The 17460-nt window shown below is 49.2% G+C and carries 14 protein-coding genes; 3 read left to right on the forward strand and 11 right to left on the reverse strand.

Features of this window, described 5'->3' with window-relative positions; all coding sequences use genetic code 11:
• Window positions 1-54: 54 nt before the first annotated feature.
• The 7 genes from ACES2G_RS10455 to recG form a co-directional block, all read right to left on the reverse strand.
• Window positions 55-549, reverse strand: a complete 495-nt coding sequence (locus ACES2G_RS10455; protein WP_374000113.1) for a CarD family transcriptional regulator — start codon at window positions 547-549, stop codon at window positions 55-57.
• A gap of 233 nt (window positions 550-782) precedes the next feature.
• Window positions 783-2912 carry a S8 family serine peptidase gene (locus ACES2G_RS10460; RefSeq protein WP_374000114.1) on the reverse strand — a complete coding sequence of 710 codons (2130 nt, stop codon included), beginning with the start codon at window positions 2910-2912 and terminating at the stop codon, window positions 783-785.
• Between the two features lie 81 nt (window positions 2913-2993).
• Window positions 2994-3395 carry a hypothetical protein gene (locus tag ACES2G_RS10465; RefSeq protein ID WP_347357794.1) on the reverse strand — a complete coding sequence of 134 codons (402 nt, stop codon included), beginning with the start codon at window positions 3393-3395 and terminating at the stop codon, window positions 2994-2996.
• Between the two features lie 64 nt (window positions 3396-3459).
• A complete protein-coding gene (locus ACES2G_RS10470) occupies window positions 3460-5250 on the reverse strand; it encodes a WD40/YVTN/BNR-like repeat-containing protein (RefSeq protein ID WP_374000115.1) in 1791 nt (596 codons plus the stop codon).
• Window positions 5196-5876 (reverse strand): hypothetical protein, encoded by a 681-nt coding sequence (locus tag ACES2G_RS10475; RefSeq protein ID WP_374000116.1) that lies wholly within the window; start codon window positions 5874-5876, stop codon window positions 5196-5198. Before ACES2G_RS10475 ends, ACES2G_RS10470 begins: the two co-directional genes overlap by 55 nt.
• A gap of 169 nt (window positions 5877-6045) precedes the next feature.
• Window positions 6046-9243, reverse strand: a complete 3198-nt coding sequence (locus ACES2G_RS10480; RefSeq protein WP_347357791.1) for a hypothetical protein — start codon at window positions 9241-9243, stop codon at window positions 6046-6048.
• 82 nt (window positions 9244-9325) lie between these two features.
• Window positions 9326-11413 (reverse strand): ATP-dependent DNA helicase RecG, encoded by a 2088-nt coding sequence (gene recG / locus ACES2G_RS10485; protein ID WP_347357790.1) that lies wholly within the window; start codon window positions 11411-11413, stop codon window positions 9326-9328.
• 188 nt (window positions 11414-11601) lie between these two features.
• Here recG and ACES2G_RS10490 point away from each other — a divergent pair, with 188 nt between their 5' ends.
• From ACES2G_RS10490 to ACES2G_RS10500, 3 genes are all read left to right on the forward strand, one after another.
• Window positions 11602-12546: an HD-GYP domain-containing protein gene (locus ACES2G_RS10490; protein WP_347357789.1), complete on the forward strand. Its 945-nt coding sequence runs from the start codon at window positions 11602-11604 to the stop codon at window positions 12544-12546.
• A complete protein-coding gene (locus ACES2G_RS10495; RefSeq protein WP_347357788.1) occupies window positions 12547-12936 on the forward strand; it encodes a hypothetical protein in 390 nt (129 codons plus the stop codon).
• A gap of 112 nt (window positions 12937-13048) precedes the next feature.
• Window positions 13049-13783 carry a hypothetical protein gene (locus ACES2G_RS10500; protein WP_374000117.1) on the forward strand — a complete coding sequence of 245 codons (735 nt, stop codon included), beginning with the start codon at window positions 13049-13051 and terminating at the stop codon, window positions 13781-13783.
• 2 nt (window positions 13784-13785) lie between these two features.
• On the opposite strand, the gene ACES2G_RS10505 is transcribed toward ACES2G_RS10500, so the two are convergent.
• The 4 genes from ACES2G_RS10505 to ACES2G_RS10520 all read right to left on the reverse strand — a co-directional run bounded on the left by ACES2G_RS10505 (window position 13786) and on the right by ACES2G_RS10520 (window position 17403).
• On the reverse strand, window positions 13786-14595 hold the full coding sequence (locus ACES2G_RS10505; protein ID WP_374000118.1) for a trypsin-like serine protease: 810 nt from the start codon (window positions 14593-14595) through the stop codon (window positions 13786-13788).
• Between the two features lie 135 nt (window positions 14596-14730).
• Window positions 14731-15231 (reverse strand): hypothetical protein, encoded by a 501-nt coding sequence (locus ACES2G_RS10510; protein ID WP_374000119.1) that lies wholly within the window; start codon window positions 15229-15231, stop codon window positions 14731-14733.
• On the reverse strand, window positions 15222-15971 hold the full coding sequence (locus ACES2G_RS10515; RefSeq protein WP_374000120.1) for a ParA family protein: 750 nt from the start codon (window positions 15969-15971) through the stop codon (window positions 15222-15224). The genes ACES2G_RS10510 and ACES2G_RS10515 overlap by 10 nt, the downstream gene beginning before the upstream one ends.
• Before the next feature lie 112 nt (window positions 15972-16083).
• Entirely contained in the window at window positions 16084-17403 is a 1320-nt protein-coding gene (locus ACES2G_RS10520) for an alkaline phosphatase D family protein (RefSeq protein ID WP_374000121.1), read from the reverse strand.
• Window positions 17404-17460: the final 57 nt, after the last annotated feature.

Here is a 17460-nt window from a genome sequence, read left to right on the forward strand (position 1 = left end):
AAGGGCCTGGTCGTTAAACCAAGCCCTGAATTTATTATGTTTTTTGGAAATCGTCTAGCCAGTAATACCGAAGATGGCCTTAACTTCTTCCTCTTTGAAAAGCTCTTCTTGGCTGGTCGCCAAAGTGAGTTCTTTTAGAAGAAGTGTACGCGCAGAGTCCAACATTTTGCGCTCACCGAAGGAAAGCTCTTTGTCCGCTTTTAGAAGGAACAAATCGCGTAAAACTTCAGCAATCTCAAACACGGAACCTGTTTTGATCTTTTCCATGTACTCGCGGTAACGGCGGTTCCAGGTCTGATTGTCGATCTTGATGTCTTTTTCTTTAAGGATTCCAACAACTCTGGAAGCTTCTGATTTGGAAATGATCGGACGAAGACCCGCGGACTTCACATTCGTCGTTGGGATCATGATCTTCAAACCTGTATCTACCAACTGCATGTTGTAGAACGTGGTTTTAGCTCCCAGCATTTCCTTGGTTTCAATAGAAACCACTTTAACAACGCCATAGCCTGGATAAACTGCATTATCGCCGACATCAAACGTCTGCATTCACGAACCTCCCCAAGGATAAAAGGGACACATCCATCGGCCTAGACCTTTGGACAGACTTACAACCTCGACAGTTCTATCAAATTTGACACGAGTTATCAAACGAGAGCGGTGCATTGGAAAGAATTTCAGAGTGTTTATCAAACTTTATACACTTCTGCCAAACGACAAAAGGCCCGGCTGCAACCGAGCCTTTTATCAGTATTTTCATATAGTTATGAAGCTATATTCGACTACTTTGCCGTATACACTAGAGCATAAGCTTGAGCACCATTTTTGCCCTGAGGAACCTTATTGCCCTTAACTGTCAGCTTGTAGGCACCCGCTGCCAAGCCAGATTTTTCGATCATCTCAAGATTGTTGATGTGATCGTTCATGCTCAGAGTTTGACCATTTGGCAAAGTCAGAACCAGATCCAAGTCGTTCACCAACGCCTGAGCCGCATTCGCAGAGCCCGGAGCATCCGTCCACACAAGGTTTGCATAAAGGCTACCTGGGTTCGCCAATGTGAATTCGTAAGTCACCTCAGCACCTTGAGCAACACCTTGGCGGTTGTCGATGAAGACCGTACCTGCACCCAAGTTTGCGATATTGGAAACATCCACACGACCATACCCTTCATCAGAGTTTGGACGACGAGTCAAAATCTCCTGCCCACGAGATGCACCCACTTCACCGTACTGGCCTGGGAACATGTCCACCGCCGTGTGAAGCATAGTCGCTTTCATCAACGCCGCAGATGGAGTCGCAATGCCGATTTTTTCAACAAGCACCTGACGCGCAATCGCCGCAGCCCCTGCCGTCAAAGGTGTCGCCATAGAAGTACCACCGGACCAGACATAGTCTTTGTTGTAAGCACCCCACAATGGAGAAGCGTCTTTTTCCTGAGAGAATACGCTCAAGATATTTGTGCCCGGAGCCACGATGTCTGGCTTCGTACGACCATCTTGAGTCGGCCCACGAGAAGAGAACATCGCAATACCATCACCCTTATCAGAAATATAAGAGCTGTAGATCGGCTCTGCTGGCCATTCATCTTTGGCTGCACGAAGTTGCTTAATAGGAACTTGGATACCACCGGAAGCCGTGACATTTTCAGAAGCGCCCACAGTCAGGACGTTCTTCGCTGTGCCTGGAGAAGCCATGGAGTTCGCATCAATGCGACCGTCTTTGTTCTTATCCGCACCGCTGTTACCAGCCGCGAACAAGATCAACATGTCTGGATTTGCGTAAGACCATTCATCCACCTGAATCGCGAAGTTGTCATAAGCACCGAAAGTACGCGCGCCACCCCAAGAGTTCGTGTGGATACGAGCGCCATCGGCGAATGCTTTTTCAAACAAATCACCCAGTTTGGATGGAACACTCAAGTTCTTCATCATCGGAGACCACATGCCCTCAGCCACCATGTTAGCCTCGTAAGCTCCACCTTTCAGCAGACCTTTGGAAGCTGTTCCGCGGCCCATCACTGATCCGGCAACGTGAGTTCCGTGACCCATCGGATCAGACCAGGATTTAGACCACAAACCAAATGGGTAACCAGAGATCACACCACCTGCGAAATCCTGATGGATCGCGCCTACGTTGCCAGAATCCAAACCTGTATCCGCCATGGAAACAGTCTGACCACGACCTGTGTAGCCCATCGCCCATGCCGTATCGAAATTCATCAAACGCGTACCAGACTCATCACCTTTTAGATCTGTATAATCACCCGCCGCTGCGACAGAAACGTCATCAGCCAGATCCTGATCCATCGCAAAGTGGAAGGATTCAATCACTGGAGCCGGCTGCACGTGCTCAACACCGGTCAAAGTCGCCACTGCCGGAACAAGTCCGCGAGGAATCAAAGCAGTGATATGCTTTCCATCAACAACTTGAATAGATACTTTAACATCCATTTTTTCAATTTTGGATGCGACAACTTCCACTTCATTGGCTTTGAACGTGTTCACCAACACGGCCACCATAGCGTCTTTATTAAAGACACTGGCCGGAGCGAAGTCTTTGCTGACTTTATATGTATTAGCGTACTTCACCACCGCCTGAACACCAGCGTGGGAGTTTTTGAATTTCATCAAATCAGAATAAGCACCACGAACCACCAAAGCATCGTCCGGAAGGTAACCGAAGATCTCGAACTGAGCTTTCAAGGCTGACTTGTCTTTTTCAGTGACAGCTTTTTTAAACTGCACGATGTACTCAGTCGCACGGACTTCCATCGCCCAAGTGGCAGCATAACTGCTAGAAAGTTTATTTGTATCAACAGCCCCGGAATTGAGTTTCAAAACCGTGCCCGCTTGCGCTGCGCTGACAGAAAGAACCACAGTCGAAACTGCAAGACCCTTCACAAGATGTTTCATAATACCCCCTCTGAACTCAAAATCAGATCACGACCGAAGTCCAGTCGCAAGGGGTACTTAGTATATTGATGCGGCGGGTGATTAAAGTTGGTGAGCCATCACTGCTAACGACAGATTTCCAGCAGTGCGCCCTTTGGAATTCATGCCAAATTCCATTTCCTGATTTTCAGGAGCAAACACCTGAGCTCGTTCCGTCAGTTTCTGCTGACCACGCACACGCTTGGTCACAGTCACATCCAGGTACAATCCGTCTTTTTTGTTCACTTGGGATTTACGGGCGAAAACTTCAACCAGAGTTTCATTCTGTCCGTCATCAGAAATCTCGCTAACGAAACTTTTTTTGCCGGATTTTGCAACCGTATTAACAGAAATAGGAGCCGAACCCTTCAAACCGACGCGCATATTCACCTTGTATGCCGGTGCTGCCGCCCAAGAGTTCAATGAAAAGAAAAATGTTGCCGTAACTAAGCTGAAAATCTTCATAAGATCACATCCTTGTGGTCTGTAAAAAGCATGACAAACAAAAATCGCAGATGCAACAGTTAAATCACTTCGTATCGATCACCCTTAGGACTGTTCGCGCTCCAAGGTACGCATCATTATAGGTGTAGTTCAGCAAAACCTCTGAACTCCCCAGGGTAATAAATTTTTCTTCCACCAATTCGGTTTCATACTCACCACCGGCATCTCCGGCCTGCACTCGCTGCTTCAGACTTTCAATGACCACCCAGTCTCCTGGATTCGCACCGGCCGTCACCACCGCATAGTCATGGGCAGGGTCCGAAATCATGAAATAAGCTTGCCCGCCCACCCAACTCACATCAAACGCACCGGCAGGAGCAGAGCCGACAGAACTCCACGTCAGTCCATGATCCGATGAACTGAAGAAGCCCGCCCCGTCATAAATCCAAATATCTCCTGACGGATTTATTCTGAAAGTAAATTTTAAAGACCAATAATTTATATTCCCAGGCCCACGCAAAACCTCGGACCAAGTCGCCCCTCCGTCCGAAGAACGATAGACGACCAGAGCTCCGTTCGAGCCCACCCGCTCCATCATCAGGATATAGATATTTCCCACACTGTCGACAGACAGTTGTTTTGCCCGAATCTCCGTCACCCCACCCGGCAACGCAAAGGTCTTTAACAGATTCCACGAAGCCCCATCTGAGGTCTTTCTGAAAAACACATTGGAGCCATCATCCGAAGTCATATAGGTTTCGGAGGTTTTATTGGTCGCTAAATTCACCCATCCACCACCATTGGCAGCAGAGTAAACGTCCGCCCAGGAAATGCCATCGACAGAACGTCGCACGATTCTATTGCCATCCCGTTCGCCCGCAGCATAGAGGGCTCCATCATGCCCCTGAATCAGGTCATCCACGTTTTGATAGCCACTGGATACAAATCGGTCTGAATCCTGCCAGGTGACGCCATTGTCAGAGCTTTTGGAAATCAGCCAAGGCCATTTGCCGTCCATATCTCCGGTATCAATGATGGCAAACAATTCTGTGGGTGAAGTACGAATGACTTTTTCCATGGTACTCCAAAACGCCCATTGAAACCGAACCTCGCCCACAAGGCTCCAGGTCGCACCGGCATCGGCAGAGTAAGCCACCGATGACTGATATCCTTTGTCGTTGTATGAGAAAGCCAAGACTTTGTTGTTGGAAGGATGGGCCACCACAGTCAACCCATAGGGGTCCTTGCTATTCCCGAGCAAGGCATCCAGGTCCACAGGGGTCCATGTCACACCATCCGCAGAGGTAACCACTTTCCAATCGTTGGGAGTTGAGCTGCGACTACCTCCCGCGGCGATAAGTGCTCCGGATGATGTCACGACCAGCCCCTGCAAATGACTCAGCCCCGAATACGCCTGCGCCCAGGTCACACCACCGTCCGTAGTTTTATAAATCTTCCCGCCACTGGCCTCACAGGAATAGTATGCCGTATTGTCATCAACAACCCGCAGATTCCCCCGCAATTCATAATCACCATAATTCGTCACTGCGGGAAGTGTTGTTGCCGGGGTCCAACCCCAGGCTCCTGCATTAAAAGTTCCCTTCAAGAAGTACATTCTGTTCGCAGCCCCAGACCGTCCCATGACAAACAGACTTCCCGACGGAGAGCCCCCCACCTGATAGGCTACAATCTCGTTACCTCCCGCCACTGGAGCGTTCTGGTATATTGTCTGCCACGTGAGTCCATCATCCTTACTTTCGCGAATGACCCAGCCCCGGTTCGCGAAAGCACCTGCATAACCGACGGCATAAATAAATCCAGTTACAGGCGAGACCGCGACATCATAACAAACATGGTCCTCTCCGGCTGTTTCCACCAGGAATCCGAAGTGACCCAGGTGGAACCTCCGTTTGTAGATTTTCGAATGAACCAAACCGAATTAGGGTCTTGAGCTGTGCTGTCGTAAGAGTACCCATAGCCACAGGTAAAAACCGTATTTCCTTTAGCCGCAATTGCTAAAGGATGAGACTCTCCATAATAGTGAATACCCATAAATTGATCGACCCGGCTCCAGCTTACGCCATCATCCGTACTGCGAAAGGTAGCCCAGCGTTCTCCGGAATTATCACTGGCGGTAGCGGTTGCCAGCACCGCACCAGACCCCAACCAAACTGCATCTGTAATATAGTTTTGATCTTGCGCCGACTGAGGCATTTCGACTCGGCGAAACTCGCGAAAGCCTTTGCGATGAACTGTCACTGCGAACTTCTTCCCAACACTGTCTGTGATTTCCAGAACCTCGGCAGTCACCTGCGCATTTGGGGGAACCGTATAAAGACCCGTTGTTGTATCAAGATATCCTGATGTCGAAGCACTATAAATATATGGCGGAGTTCCACCTACAGGCTCAATGGCTTTGGAAGATCCCACATCTATAGTTAAAGAGACGGCAATCCGCCCATCTTCACCACCCACGCCCGTGGATAACTGATCTTTAATCAAAGACGCATCCAAAGAGCAGCCAAGACAGAGTAGAGTACCAAACGCTAACAAAATCCGAGACGTACTAGAATATTGACGAAGCATATTCTAATTTATCGGTGTTTTTGAGTGCCTATTTAAGAGGCCAAAACAGTAAATACTCGTAATCTAATATCTCAGAATGAGACACCTAATCTGCGAATAACACTCCCGTGGAGTTCCCACCCAAACCAGCATCTCCCCAAGTAACAACTGTGCCATTGTCCTTAAGAGCGGCAAAGGCTCCTTCAGTGGCATAGACAGCCTTCACCCCCGAGGCCACTTTAGAAGCATTTGCTCCGGAGCTGCCCCCGTAGGCACTGTCGCCCCAAGTGATCACGGCACCATTTGATTTCAATGCAGCAAAAGCGCGCGCCGAAGATACGACCTCTTTGACATAGCTCAACGAAGAGCTGACGGATGATACGTCAGCTCCAGCAGCATTGTCGCCTGCCGTCTGTATCGAGCCATTATCCAGCAGGAATGCTGTGGCGGCCACGTTTGTAAAGGCACGTATGAAGCGATTTGAAAAACTCGTATTAAGAGTCGCGCTGCCAGCACCCGTGGCGTTTTCACCCCAGCTCACCACACTGCCGTCGGCCTTGTTGGCAAAGAAGCCTTTCCCAGTTGAGGTCACCCTTAAAACATTCGACGCTAAGGAGGCAGCCACTGAAGAACTATCCCCACCAAAAAGAGAATCCCCCCACGAAACAACAGCCCCCAGAGGCTTCACGACGGCAAAAGCTCTGTCTGATGGAATCACACTGACGATGCCACTGGCCAATGATGCGAAGACAGAAGAAGAATTCCCGCCAGCAGAAGCATCACCCCACGTGACAAGACTGCCGTCATCCTGCAAAGCTGCGAATGCTCTTTTGTTGGAATAAATTTGGACCGTTTTTGACGACAACGCCCCAAGAACTGCGGCACCATCCCCACCCGCACCCGCATCACCCCAAGTAACAACACTTCCGTTATCTTTTAATGCAGCAAAGGCCGTATCAGTGGAATAAATCCGCACAACACCTGTTAACTGAGCTGCGACCGATAAACTGTCGCCCCCTGAGGATGAATGCCCCCAGGTCACAACAGTACCATTCGCTTTTAAGGCCGCAAAACTTCGACTATTCGAATAGATGGTCTTAACTCCTGAAGCCAGCAATGCACTTGCCGCCCCCACATCCCCACCATAATCACTGGCTCCCCATGAAACAACAGAGCCATTGGATTTAAGAGCCGCAAAAGCTCGCTCTGTCGAGAAAAGATCTTTCACCCCTGCTGCGACCGAAGCACTTGAGAAGTTGGCGATATCGCCTCCCCAACTCACCACCGAGCCATCAGTTCTTAAAGCAGCAAAGGCTTTTTTAGAGGCAATAACTTTTTTCGTCGACTTATAAGGACCATTGAGTGAAGAAGATATCGTGCTGGTATCGGCATCCAATCCCCAGGACACTAGAGTTCCGTCGTCTTTTAAAACATTAAAAGTCCCGTAGTTAGAGGTTAGCTTTACGACTCCGGACCCAAGGGAGGATATCACAGTCGATGCATCTCCTCCATAAGAAGCTGAGCCAGACGCCACCACTGAACCATCGGACTTGAGAACGGCATAGCCGCCGCTGGTCGTGGCATTAAATGCAATACCATCAGCCGCCGTGCGCTCTGTCACCACCCCCGAGCCATTGATGGTGTAGATAGCTCCGTTGGTTTTATAAGCAACGACCCCACCTCGCACCACTTCAATGTCAGAAACGCCTGAAGCCAATTCCGGTGGTGCTGCTGAAAATGGAGTATATCCGCCCCAGACAAAAACAGCCCCGCTAGAACTTAACGTTACAAAAATACTTCCCGTACAAGCAATTTTGCGATTTTTTGCTAGTTGAGCAAGGAACGCTGACGGATCACCTCCGGCAGTGGCCATACCCCAGGAAATCACCGAACCGTCTGCTTTACGTCCGGCAAAGGCCCCTCCATTGTTAGCACAAAGCAACTCAATCACTCCCGGCGGAGCCACTGCACTACCACCATAACTAGCCGAACCCCAGTGATAGATAGAGCCATCTACACGCATCGCCGACCAGGAGTTTCTCATCCCCGCCGCCGCAATAACTCCAGAGCCCGGAGTCGTAACAGCACCTGGGGCGGAACCCTCACTAGAGTATCCTCCCCAAACCACAGCAGTTCCATTGGCCCTCAGGGCCAGAACACTCTCCCTTGCCGCCATAAGTTTATAGACTCCACTGTTCGCTGCGGTTGCTGAAGCCGGAGGATTTCCTCCCGACCACACGTATCCCCAGCCAAACACGGTCCCATCGCTTTTAAGACCAGAGAAAGCCTCATCGTTGGATACCATAGAGACAATATGCTGAGCCGAGGTGACACTTGAAACCGCTCTTGAACTTCCCCAGTTCACCAGAGTTCCATTTGTCTTCAGCACAGTGAATGCATCCTCATAAGCGGCCCCAAGAACCGTACTAATGCCTGATTTCACCGCATTCTGCGTCGCCGAATCCATATTCGTTACAGCAGTGCTATACCCCCAAGGAACAAAAGAGCCATCCCCAAGTAAAACTCCTGAAGTTCGTCTCGTGTTGAAAATATCAGCGACTTTATAAACCTTCACCGGAACGACAACGGAGCGCGCGTCCGCGCTGCTATTTCCCGCGGCATCTTCGTAAGTAACCTCAACGTTAATATTTCCCGACCCAGCGCCTGACAAATCAAGGTCGGCACTCCAGACCCCAGCGCTGCACTGAGTGGCACTATTCACTGGATGGTTAAACTGAATATCCGTCCCAGTGCCATCACAAATGCCACTGACAACAAAGCTGCTATTATTTGCAACCGTGCTTCCGGCGGCTGGAGCAGTGATTTCAAGAGCAGGAGCAATATTATCCACGGCAATCAAAAAAGGTGAAGCCGTTTGAACACTCGATTTTCCGTCATTGCTTCTTGCAACCCCGGGGGCGATGCCAACACTCAATGCCCCATCGCCCGTGCAGTTATACAGCTCGACGTAATAATCCCCCTCCGAATCATCAAAATAGACCTCGCAAGTCGCAGAGCTTCCGCTTACAACAATGTCGGACTGGTCAATCTCAATGATATCTGCATTTTCAAACTGCAACTCGAACCAAACGTAATTGTCATAATTCAAGCTGAGCCGCGAAGGCGAAGTAAAGGTGACGATAGGAGCCCCAGGCACAGCGTCCCCATGATCGGGGTTCACACCGTCCAAAAACTGAGAAGCGGACTCTTGAACCAGTGATGCGTCCAAAGAGCATCCTACTGAAAACAAGACCACCATAGCCAGAATCAAAATGCGAAACGTTCTAGAAATTACCAGAGCCATGCCTCACTTATCGGTGTTTCGCTCGGTCTTTTTAAGAGATCAAAACAGTAAATACTCGCAATTCAGTCTTAGAGTGAGACAATTAAGCGATTCCCGCCAATGCTGCCGGGCCATGCTCGCGCAGAAGCTCTTCTTTCAAGCCCTGATTCTCGAGATAGGATAATTTTGGATCCTTCCTTAAAACCTCGAAGGCAGCTTCGCGGGCCTCCTGCAAGATAGCCATATCACGCACCAGATTGGCCAATTTAAATCCAGAAAGGCCGGATTGTTTGGTACCCATGAATTCGCCGGGGCCGCGCATTTCAAGATCGAATTCGGCAATTTTGAAACCGTCGGAAGTTTTCTCCATCATCTCGGTGCGCTGCTTGCCCTCTTCTGAAACGGCATAACCCATGATCAGAATACAGAAACTTTTATGTTCACCCCGTCCAACACGTCCTCGTAATTGGTGAAGCTGAGACAGACCAAAGCGCTCCGCATGTTCAATGATCATGATATTGGCATTCGGCACATCCACGCCGACTTCGATCACCGTCGTGGATACCAAAACCTGAATTTCCTGACGACGGAACTGGTCCATGACCTGATCCTTTTCGTCCGGCTTCATTTTTCCATGCAACAACCCAAACTTCACCTGCGGATACAATGTTTTGAGCTTTTCATACTCCGACACGGCATCCTTAAGATCGATCTTTTCACTTTCCTCCACCAGAGGATAAACGATATAGGCCTGTCTGCCTTTTTGCAGTTGTTCCAGCATGAACTGCAGCGCCTGCGGACGCTTGCTTTCAAAAGTCGCACGAGTTTGAATCGGACTGCGGCCGGCCGGCATCTCGTCGATGATAGAAACATCCAAATCACCATACACCGTCATCGCCAAAGTTCTTGGAATCGGTGTTGCTGTCATTACCAGGAAATGTGGAGAGTTGCCTTTGTTCTTTAAGACTCCGCGCTGTTCAACCCCGAAGCGATGCTGCTCGTCGATGATAACCAAACCCAAATTGCTAAACTGCACGTCATCCTCGATCAAGGCATGAGTGCCAATAACCAGGTCAATCTCACCTGCGTGCAGAGCCGCTAAAAGCTGCTTCTTTTCAGAAGCTTTCGTCTTACCAACCAACATCCCCAGACGAATTCCCAAAGGTTCAAGGACCTTTTTTGCGTTCTTAAAATGCTGCTCGGCCAGAATTTCTGTCGGCGCCATCAAGCAGGACTGATAACCGCTTTCCGCAACGTACAGTGCCGCCATGAAGCTGACCAAAGTTTTCCCGCTTCCCACATCCCCTTGAACCATTCGGTGCATGGGATGGCCGCGCTCCAGATCTTTTTTGATTTCGGTAAAGACACGTTTTTGCGCTCCGGTCATTTCAAATGGCAAAGCCTGTGCCAGCGTCTTTAGCTTTTCCCCGCTGTTTTTGATTTGCGGTGCGCCCTCTTTTTGAAAACCTGCTTTTTTTGAAGCCAGATAAAGCTCCAGCCAGAAGAACTCATCAAAGATGATTCTTTTTTGTGCCGCCGTCTTAAATTCAGCGTACTCTTTGGCATTATTCGGATTTGGGAAGTGAATATCCTTCAGAGCATCCTTGCGGGGAATCAGATTGTACTTTTCACGCATCCACTTGGGTAAAGCTTCTTCCGGCCATTCCTCAATCTGTGCAAACGCCGAACGCACCAGCTTCATGATCTTCGCCGTCGCAAGACCTTCGATCTCAGTGTAAAGCGGAATCAAAGCGTCCTGGGTTTCCTCGTCCGGCTCAACGTCTTTAATATCGGGATGATGGAACTCGATACGCCCCCGGTATTCAGTTACTTTGCCAACAACACGAACCTCAGTAAAAGGCTTAAAGCGTTCAAAGTAACCTTTGTAGGGAACACGGAAGTATTTGCAGTGAATTTGTCCAGAGGCATCCCGCAGAACCACATCATACATTTTGCGAGCAGAGCGGCCCATATTAATGCTATGAACCGCCACAACAGTGGCTTTGATACTGACAATGTCATCCGGACGAAGGCTGGCGATATTACGAGCAGCACGTTGATCTTCGTATGCACGAGGATAAAACTCAAAAAGATCCGCCAGGGTTTTTAGCCCCTTACGAGAAAACAGGTCCCCCAGTTTGGGACCCACTCCTTTTAAATATTGAATCTCTGTCGTTAATCGCAGTGCCATGGCTTCCGATTATTTCTGATTCCTATGACAAGTCAATGAATGCCATGGATATGAAAACGGTCGTTTTCGGTCTCCGATTGGCACGTTGTGAGAGAGTCTCAATCACCCTTATTCCGGACCAAAGACCATGGCTGTTGTTTATTGCGGATTTAGTTCCATCACCCCTCGTTCCGTGGCAGAATTTTTCTATGGATTCAACGACTTACTTTCGCATCCGTCTAAGCACGATACGCCCTGATAAAGTCACTTCTTTTGATATTTTCATCTATGTGGATGGCAAACATATCCTGTACCTCCGGGCTGGAGACAGACTGGGCTCTGGCAAAATCAAAACTCTGCACAACCGTGATACGGGGGATTCGTTTTTTGTGCGCCTGGAAGACAAGCAGATCTATCGTGACTGGGTGAAAGAGGAAATGAATTCCGATCTTCTGAACCCATTCGACAAAGCCAAAATCCTGCGTGAATCTTCTGTGGCTTTGATGGAAGACCTTTTTGAAAATCCGGATGTCAATCGTGCCTTGGATGAATCCCGTCCGATCATCACCGACTTTATTGAATTGATGGAAAATGCGCCGGAAGCCATGGGCTTTATGATCTCTTTATCCGGACATGACTTCTATACTTACAATCATTCTTTGGATGTCAGCATCTATTCCCTGGGCTTGGGAAAAGCTCTGGGGTACGACGCAAAAACCCTGGAAGAACTGGGTGTCGGGGCTCTTTTCCACGATATCGGAAAACGCAATGTCAGCCTGGATATTCTGTGCAAAAAAGGCGGTCTCAGTGATGCCGAGTGGGAGCAGATGAAAATGCATCCACAGTATGGCCTGGTCATCCTGAATAATCATCCCAACATCAGTGATGAGATTAAAGCCGCTTGCTTTGAGCACCATGAATCCTGGGCAGGTAACGGTTATCCGCAACAGTTGGTCGCCGAAGAAATCCACCCGTTTGCGCGTATCGTGGCCATCACAGACACCTATGATGCGATGACCACACAAAGATCTTACAACGTGCCGATGACTCCGGTGGATGCCGTGACGATGATGAAAGAAAAGCTGGCGGGCCGCTATGATCCCGACATGCTTAAAGCCATGTATTCAGTACTTTTCAAAATAAAGGTCGCCTAGATGAAGCTTCTTGTGAATTCCGTGTTCCTGATTGCCAGCATTCCCCTGATTGCCCTTGCCCTGGAACCCACCAACCCTGCGGGACTTTGCGATCGCTTTACCGGCGAAAAAGACATCGCCACTTGCCAACAAAAGACAGAAAAAGAAAATGCCGATTGGTATGCCACCACGGTGTGCAACCTGCAACAGGATGACAAGGCCTTCTGGGCGTGCTGGGACAGCATCCAGGGACAAAGCTTTGTGCCACAGGCCTTGGAAAAGTGCGGAGAAGAGCAAGACATGAGCGACTCTCAAAGACAGGCTTGCCTGAATTCATCCAAGACCAGCCGCAAACCCGCTTCCTCTGAAAACGCAGCAGGCTTCCAACCTCTGAAAGTAAAGGGCAAATAGGCCCTTTACTTCGCTAGGGCTTCTGACCATCCCCTGGACATTCCTGTATTTTATACTTCGCCACTAAATCGCTTCCCCCTGCCTTCGATTTTTTGATAAAACATCGCCCATTATGAAAAAGAACCTTTTGTCAGTATTGGTTGTGGGACTTTCTTTGGCGGGCTGTAGCTATCCTATGGAAGAGCTGGGCCTGTTCAAGAACAGTGGCACAGAGCTGAGCTTTGCCAAGGCTTTCCAAAACAAAGAGCTGTCCTTTGAGATCGTAAAACAGACATCCCTACGCACGTGTCTGGAGTGTCATGCCTCTGGCGCTAGAGCTATGGGCACGGCGACTCAGGTTCTTGCGCAAAAGGCTGAAATTCTGGATGTGATCCAATCTGGCGCAATGCCACCACGCTCTGGCGGATACAGCCCTCTGAGCTCGTGTGAAAAGCAGATTCTGGAAACCTGGCTGGAGGATCAACTGCACAACCGCGTTTCCACACAAAAGGTGGGTGATCTGTCGGCCTGCGCTGGTGCGGAGGCTCCGAAAGAAAAAGTCAAAACAGACCTCAAGAAGCTTGAGCTGAGTTACACCAATCTGAAAAAAGAGATTCTGCAACCAAAGTGCATGGTCTGCCATACTGCCGAAACTGCCAAACGCACAGTTTTAGATGAAGTCGAAAATCTGCATGACCGCAACCTTTTGGCGGAAACAGCCGAAGACAGCATCCTTTATCAAGTGACCGTCCCAGGTATGAACAAACGCTTTATGCCTCCGCAAAGAGGCAAGACAATTCTTCCACCTTTGACTGCGGAAGAACTGGATTACATGAAACGCTGGATTGAAGCTGGCGCCCCGAAGTAGTTTTAACGAATAGACATCAGGATCTTGGAGGTGTCCTTGATCCAGGGCATGTAGGCGTCCACGCGGGAATAGATCGAGAACTTGTCACACTTCGGACTGATAAGCATGACGGCAGCATCCCCGCGACTGGCGACCCCGGCAAGATACAACTGACCATTCTTTTCAACATACGCAGGTCCGCCCGAGTCCCCACTGCACACGCCCTTTTTCAGGGACTGGTTCAGCATCAACTCAGACTTGGCATAACGAGCCTGACCTAATTTTAGTTTTGTTGTGCGAAGAACACCGGCACCTTTTTTAACAGCCAAAGCCCAGTTTAAACCATAGCCCGCAACCACGACCTCGCCGCCGTCTTTAAGGCTGCCAAAGTCTTCCAAAATCTTGGCTGGCTGATACCCCGCAGGCAGATAAGTCCCACGAATACGCACCAAGGCAATGTCTGCTGTGTCCGTCTTGCGATTGCGATCATAGTCTTCATGTCGCAAAGCTTTGATCGCGTATTGGGAGTTGTAGGCATTCATGTTTTTGATGTCGTTGGTGAAGAACACCATCAGCCCCATAGAGCCCGGAGTCACACAGTGGGCGGCCGTAAGAACCAGCTCTTTTGAAATCAAAGTCCCCGTGCAAAGAGATCCCGTGGCCTCATCATAAAGGCCCACCGTGGAAGTCATCACGGCACTGCCAAGCTCCACCTTATCGCCACCGACCACGCCGGATAAAGAATCGCCATCCAGAACTTCCGCTGTATTTTGCTGAGCACAGGCCGCCAGCATTGCCGCCGCCATCAATGTCACAGAGAGCTTTTTGAACATGACATACCTCTTGATTTTGAAGACTTAGTTTTACCAAAATTTCAGAGGGAATTGGGAAAAAATATACAAGGTGACGTTTATTGTTCGCTGTCTGAAAGTTCGTCAGCCCGCAGGTGGGCTATTGCGTTTATGGGACTATTCCAACTCGCCCAGCAGGAACTTCATCTGCTGGTAATCTTGTGCCGCCACCAAGGAACCTTGGGATTTTACAGAAGCGGTCTTTTTGATTTCGGTGGATTTGGACTTTTTCGGTTCGGTTTTTTTAGCTTTTGGTGCCGCCGCTGCCGTTGCCGTTGCCGCCGCGACAGGAGCCCATTTCTCAGAAATGACGACCCCTGTGACCGACATCTTCTCAACAGAAGAACACAGCTCCGCTCCGGCAGAAACCAGGATGAATCTGTATTTGATCTCTTCATTCTGGCTCAACCAAAGCTCCGCACAATAGCGCACGGACTTCTTCGTTGAGATCAGCTTCAGCGCATGCTTTTGCACAAAGCCGAAGCTGTCTGTCACTTCGATGTAAAGAGCTTCCCCGGCTGCCAGACTTGCCTCCAACAGTTCCACGTTGGTGATAACTTTATCACCAACGGGCTGAGTTGAGTCTAAGAACAAGGGATTGTGTTTTTTCAAGCCCACATTTCCTGAGCCAGATTTGCCAACGCCAAACCAGCAGGATTTTTTGGAGAAAACTCGTTCACTGGCAAATGCTTGTGATGCGCTTCTTCGACCGCGATGGATTCCGGAATGTAATTGTTAAAGACCGGGATCGTGTAGTTCGTGCGAAGGTCGCTGATGACTTTTTCAACAATACGACGGTTGCGGTATTTGGAAATAATAATACCACGCACATTGATGTGATGCCCCAGGCCGGTTTTGATGTTTTTCAAAGTATCCAGAATCAGATCAATGCCCTTCAAAGAGAAGTACTCTGGACAGATCGGAATCACAATATCCTTGGAGGCAATCAATGCATTCACCGTCAAAAGTCCCAAAGACGGAGAACAGTCGATCACAACGATGTCGTATTCTTCTTTGATTTCCGCAAGAGCTCTTTTCAGGATGCTTTCGCGGCCAAACTTAGAGGAAAGAATGATTTCGATACCGCTCAGCATAATTTCTGAAGGAATCACATCAATGCCGAAGGACGGAGAGTGAACTACGGCACTTTGAGCTTCCACTTCGCCGGTAATGACGTCGTAAATGGTATCTTCGAAATCTTCGTCACCGAAGATCGCACGTGTGGCGGAAGATTGCGGGTCCAAGTCGATCAGAAGAACTTTCTTGCCTTCCTTAGCCCATTGAGATGCCACATTGATCGCGGTAGTGGTCTTTGCCACGCCACCTTTTTGATTGATGAATGATACTACGCTGCCCATGCACTATTCCCTTCGTGGAATGATAGATATTCAATACGTAAGTCTAGCTATTTTTAGCAATATGGGAAGCGTGATCTCAAATCACGACGCACGCAGAAAAAAAGAAGAGGTTCTATGTTCGTCGAATGGTTCCTCTGTGACTGATAAGTCTTTGCCCTCGGCGCCCCAGACAGTAGCTGTCTGTTTTCAATCCGCCGTTTAAAACTTCAGACTTCATGATCATAAAATTATGTTTCCACGTATGCACTTCTCGCCGAGGATTGCGCATGTACCAACTGGTCGGATAATTCAGGCTGTGCATGGCGCTGGAGGTGAATTCATACGTCCGATACCCCAGAAGCTCGGGCTCGATTCGCAGAACTTCACTAAAGTGCACATCGCCAGACGCAAACACCACAGGGGCCTCGGTCTTGCGCAATTTACCTGTAAGATCCGCCAGATTTCTCATGTATTCTTTTTGAAAGGATTCATTTCCCACATAGGACGAAAAATACTGACTGCCGTTCATCAACCATGATGGTTTGCTATTTTCCTTTAAGCTTGCCAACAACCATTCTTGTTGGGCGCTTCCCCACATCATCCCGCCACTATGGGGATCATCACGGAAAAAGCGGTCGTCCATCAAAAAGAACCGCTGCCCAAATCCGGTCAGCACAGATCCAACCCCATGCCCCTTTTGATATCCGGCCACGGGCATGGAACCGAAAAAGCATTCGAATATCCGTTGGGATTGCGTCTTTAAAGAATAATATTTATTCTGATTGTTTTCGCCGTAATCGTGATCATCCCAAGTGGCTAAGGTCGGGATCAGGCGAGGTTGTCTGAAGTGCGCCAAGGTCATGCGGGTTTCGCAGTGCCTACGCCAAAGGTCCCTTTCGCTGCCGTCACTGCCTAAGTCCACATAACAAGAATCCCCCAGGACAAAGACCATCTCGGGCAGCTCGGCGAACAAATGATCCCACATATTGCTGTTCTGATGGTGATAGAAGTCGCAGGAACAACTGATGATCGCAAAACGCAGGTTCTTTTTTCGATTCAGTGGCAGACTTTTAAAAATCCTTTCGTCCAATACAGTGCCACTGTCCTTGTCGATCACCTGCAAATGATAAAGCCGATCCGCCTGCAGTTTTTCCACAATCAACTTATCAATGCCGTACCAGGAATCCTTGCGATGTTCTTCGTCCCATTTTCTGACCGGCAAATCCTTACCTTGGACATCCTTCACCCGATAAGCATAGGGATTCTTGCCTTCTGTCAGCACGGTGAACTGAGCTGAAATTTCGTTGGTCATATTCTGACAAAGGGGTATGACCCCGGAATAAAGATCGGACTGGTACTCATTACCAGCCACAGCAAGCCCCGCCGGGAAACTTGTGTATATCAGCATGGATTTGGTGGCATTTCCCAAGAACTCGCGCCGTGACGTGCTCATCGCACTATCATCGCGGCAAACATCACACCTTGGGCAGATGCTTGTCTAAAAAACAGA

The organism is Bdellovibrio bacteriovorus (assembly GCF_041888015.1).
Classification (GTDB): Bacteria; Bdellovibrionota; Bdellovibrionia; order Bdellovibrionales; family Bdellovibrionaceae; genus Bdellovibrio.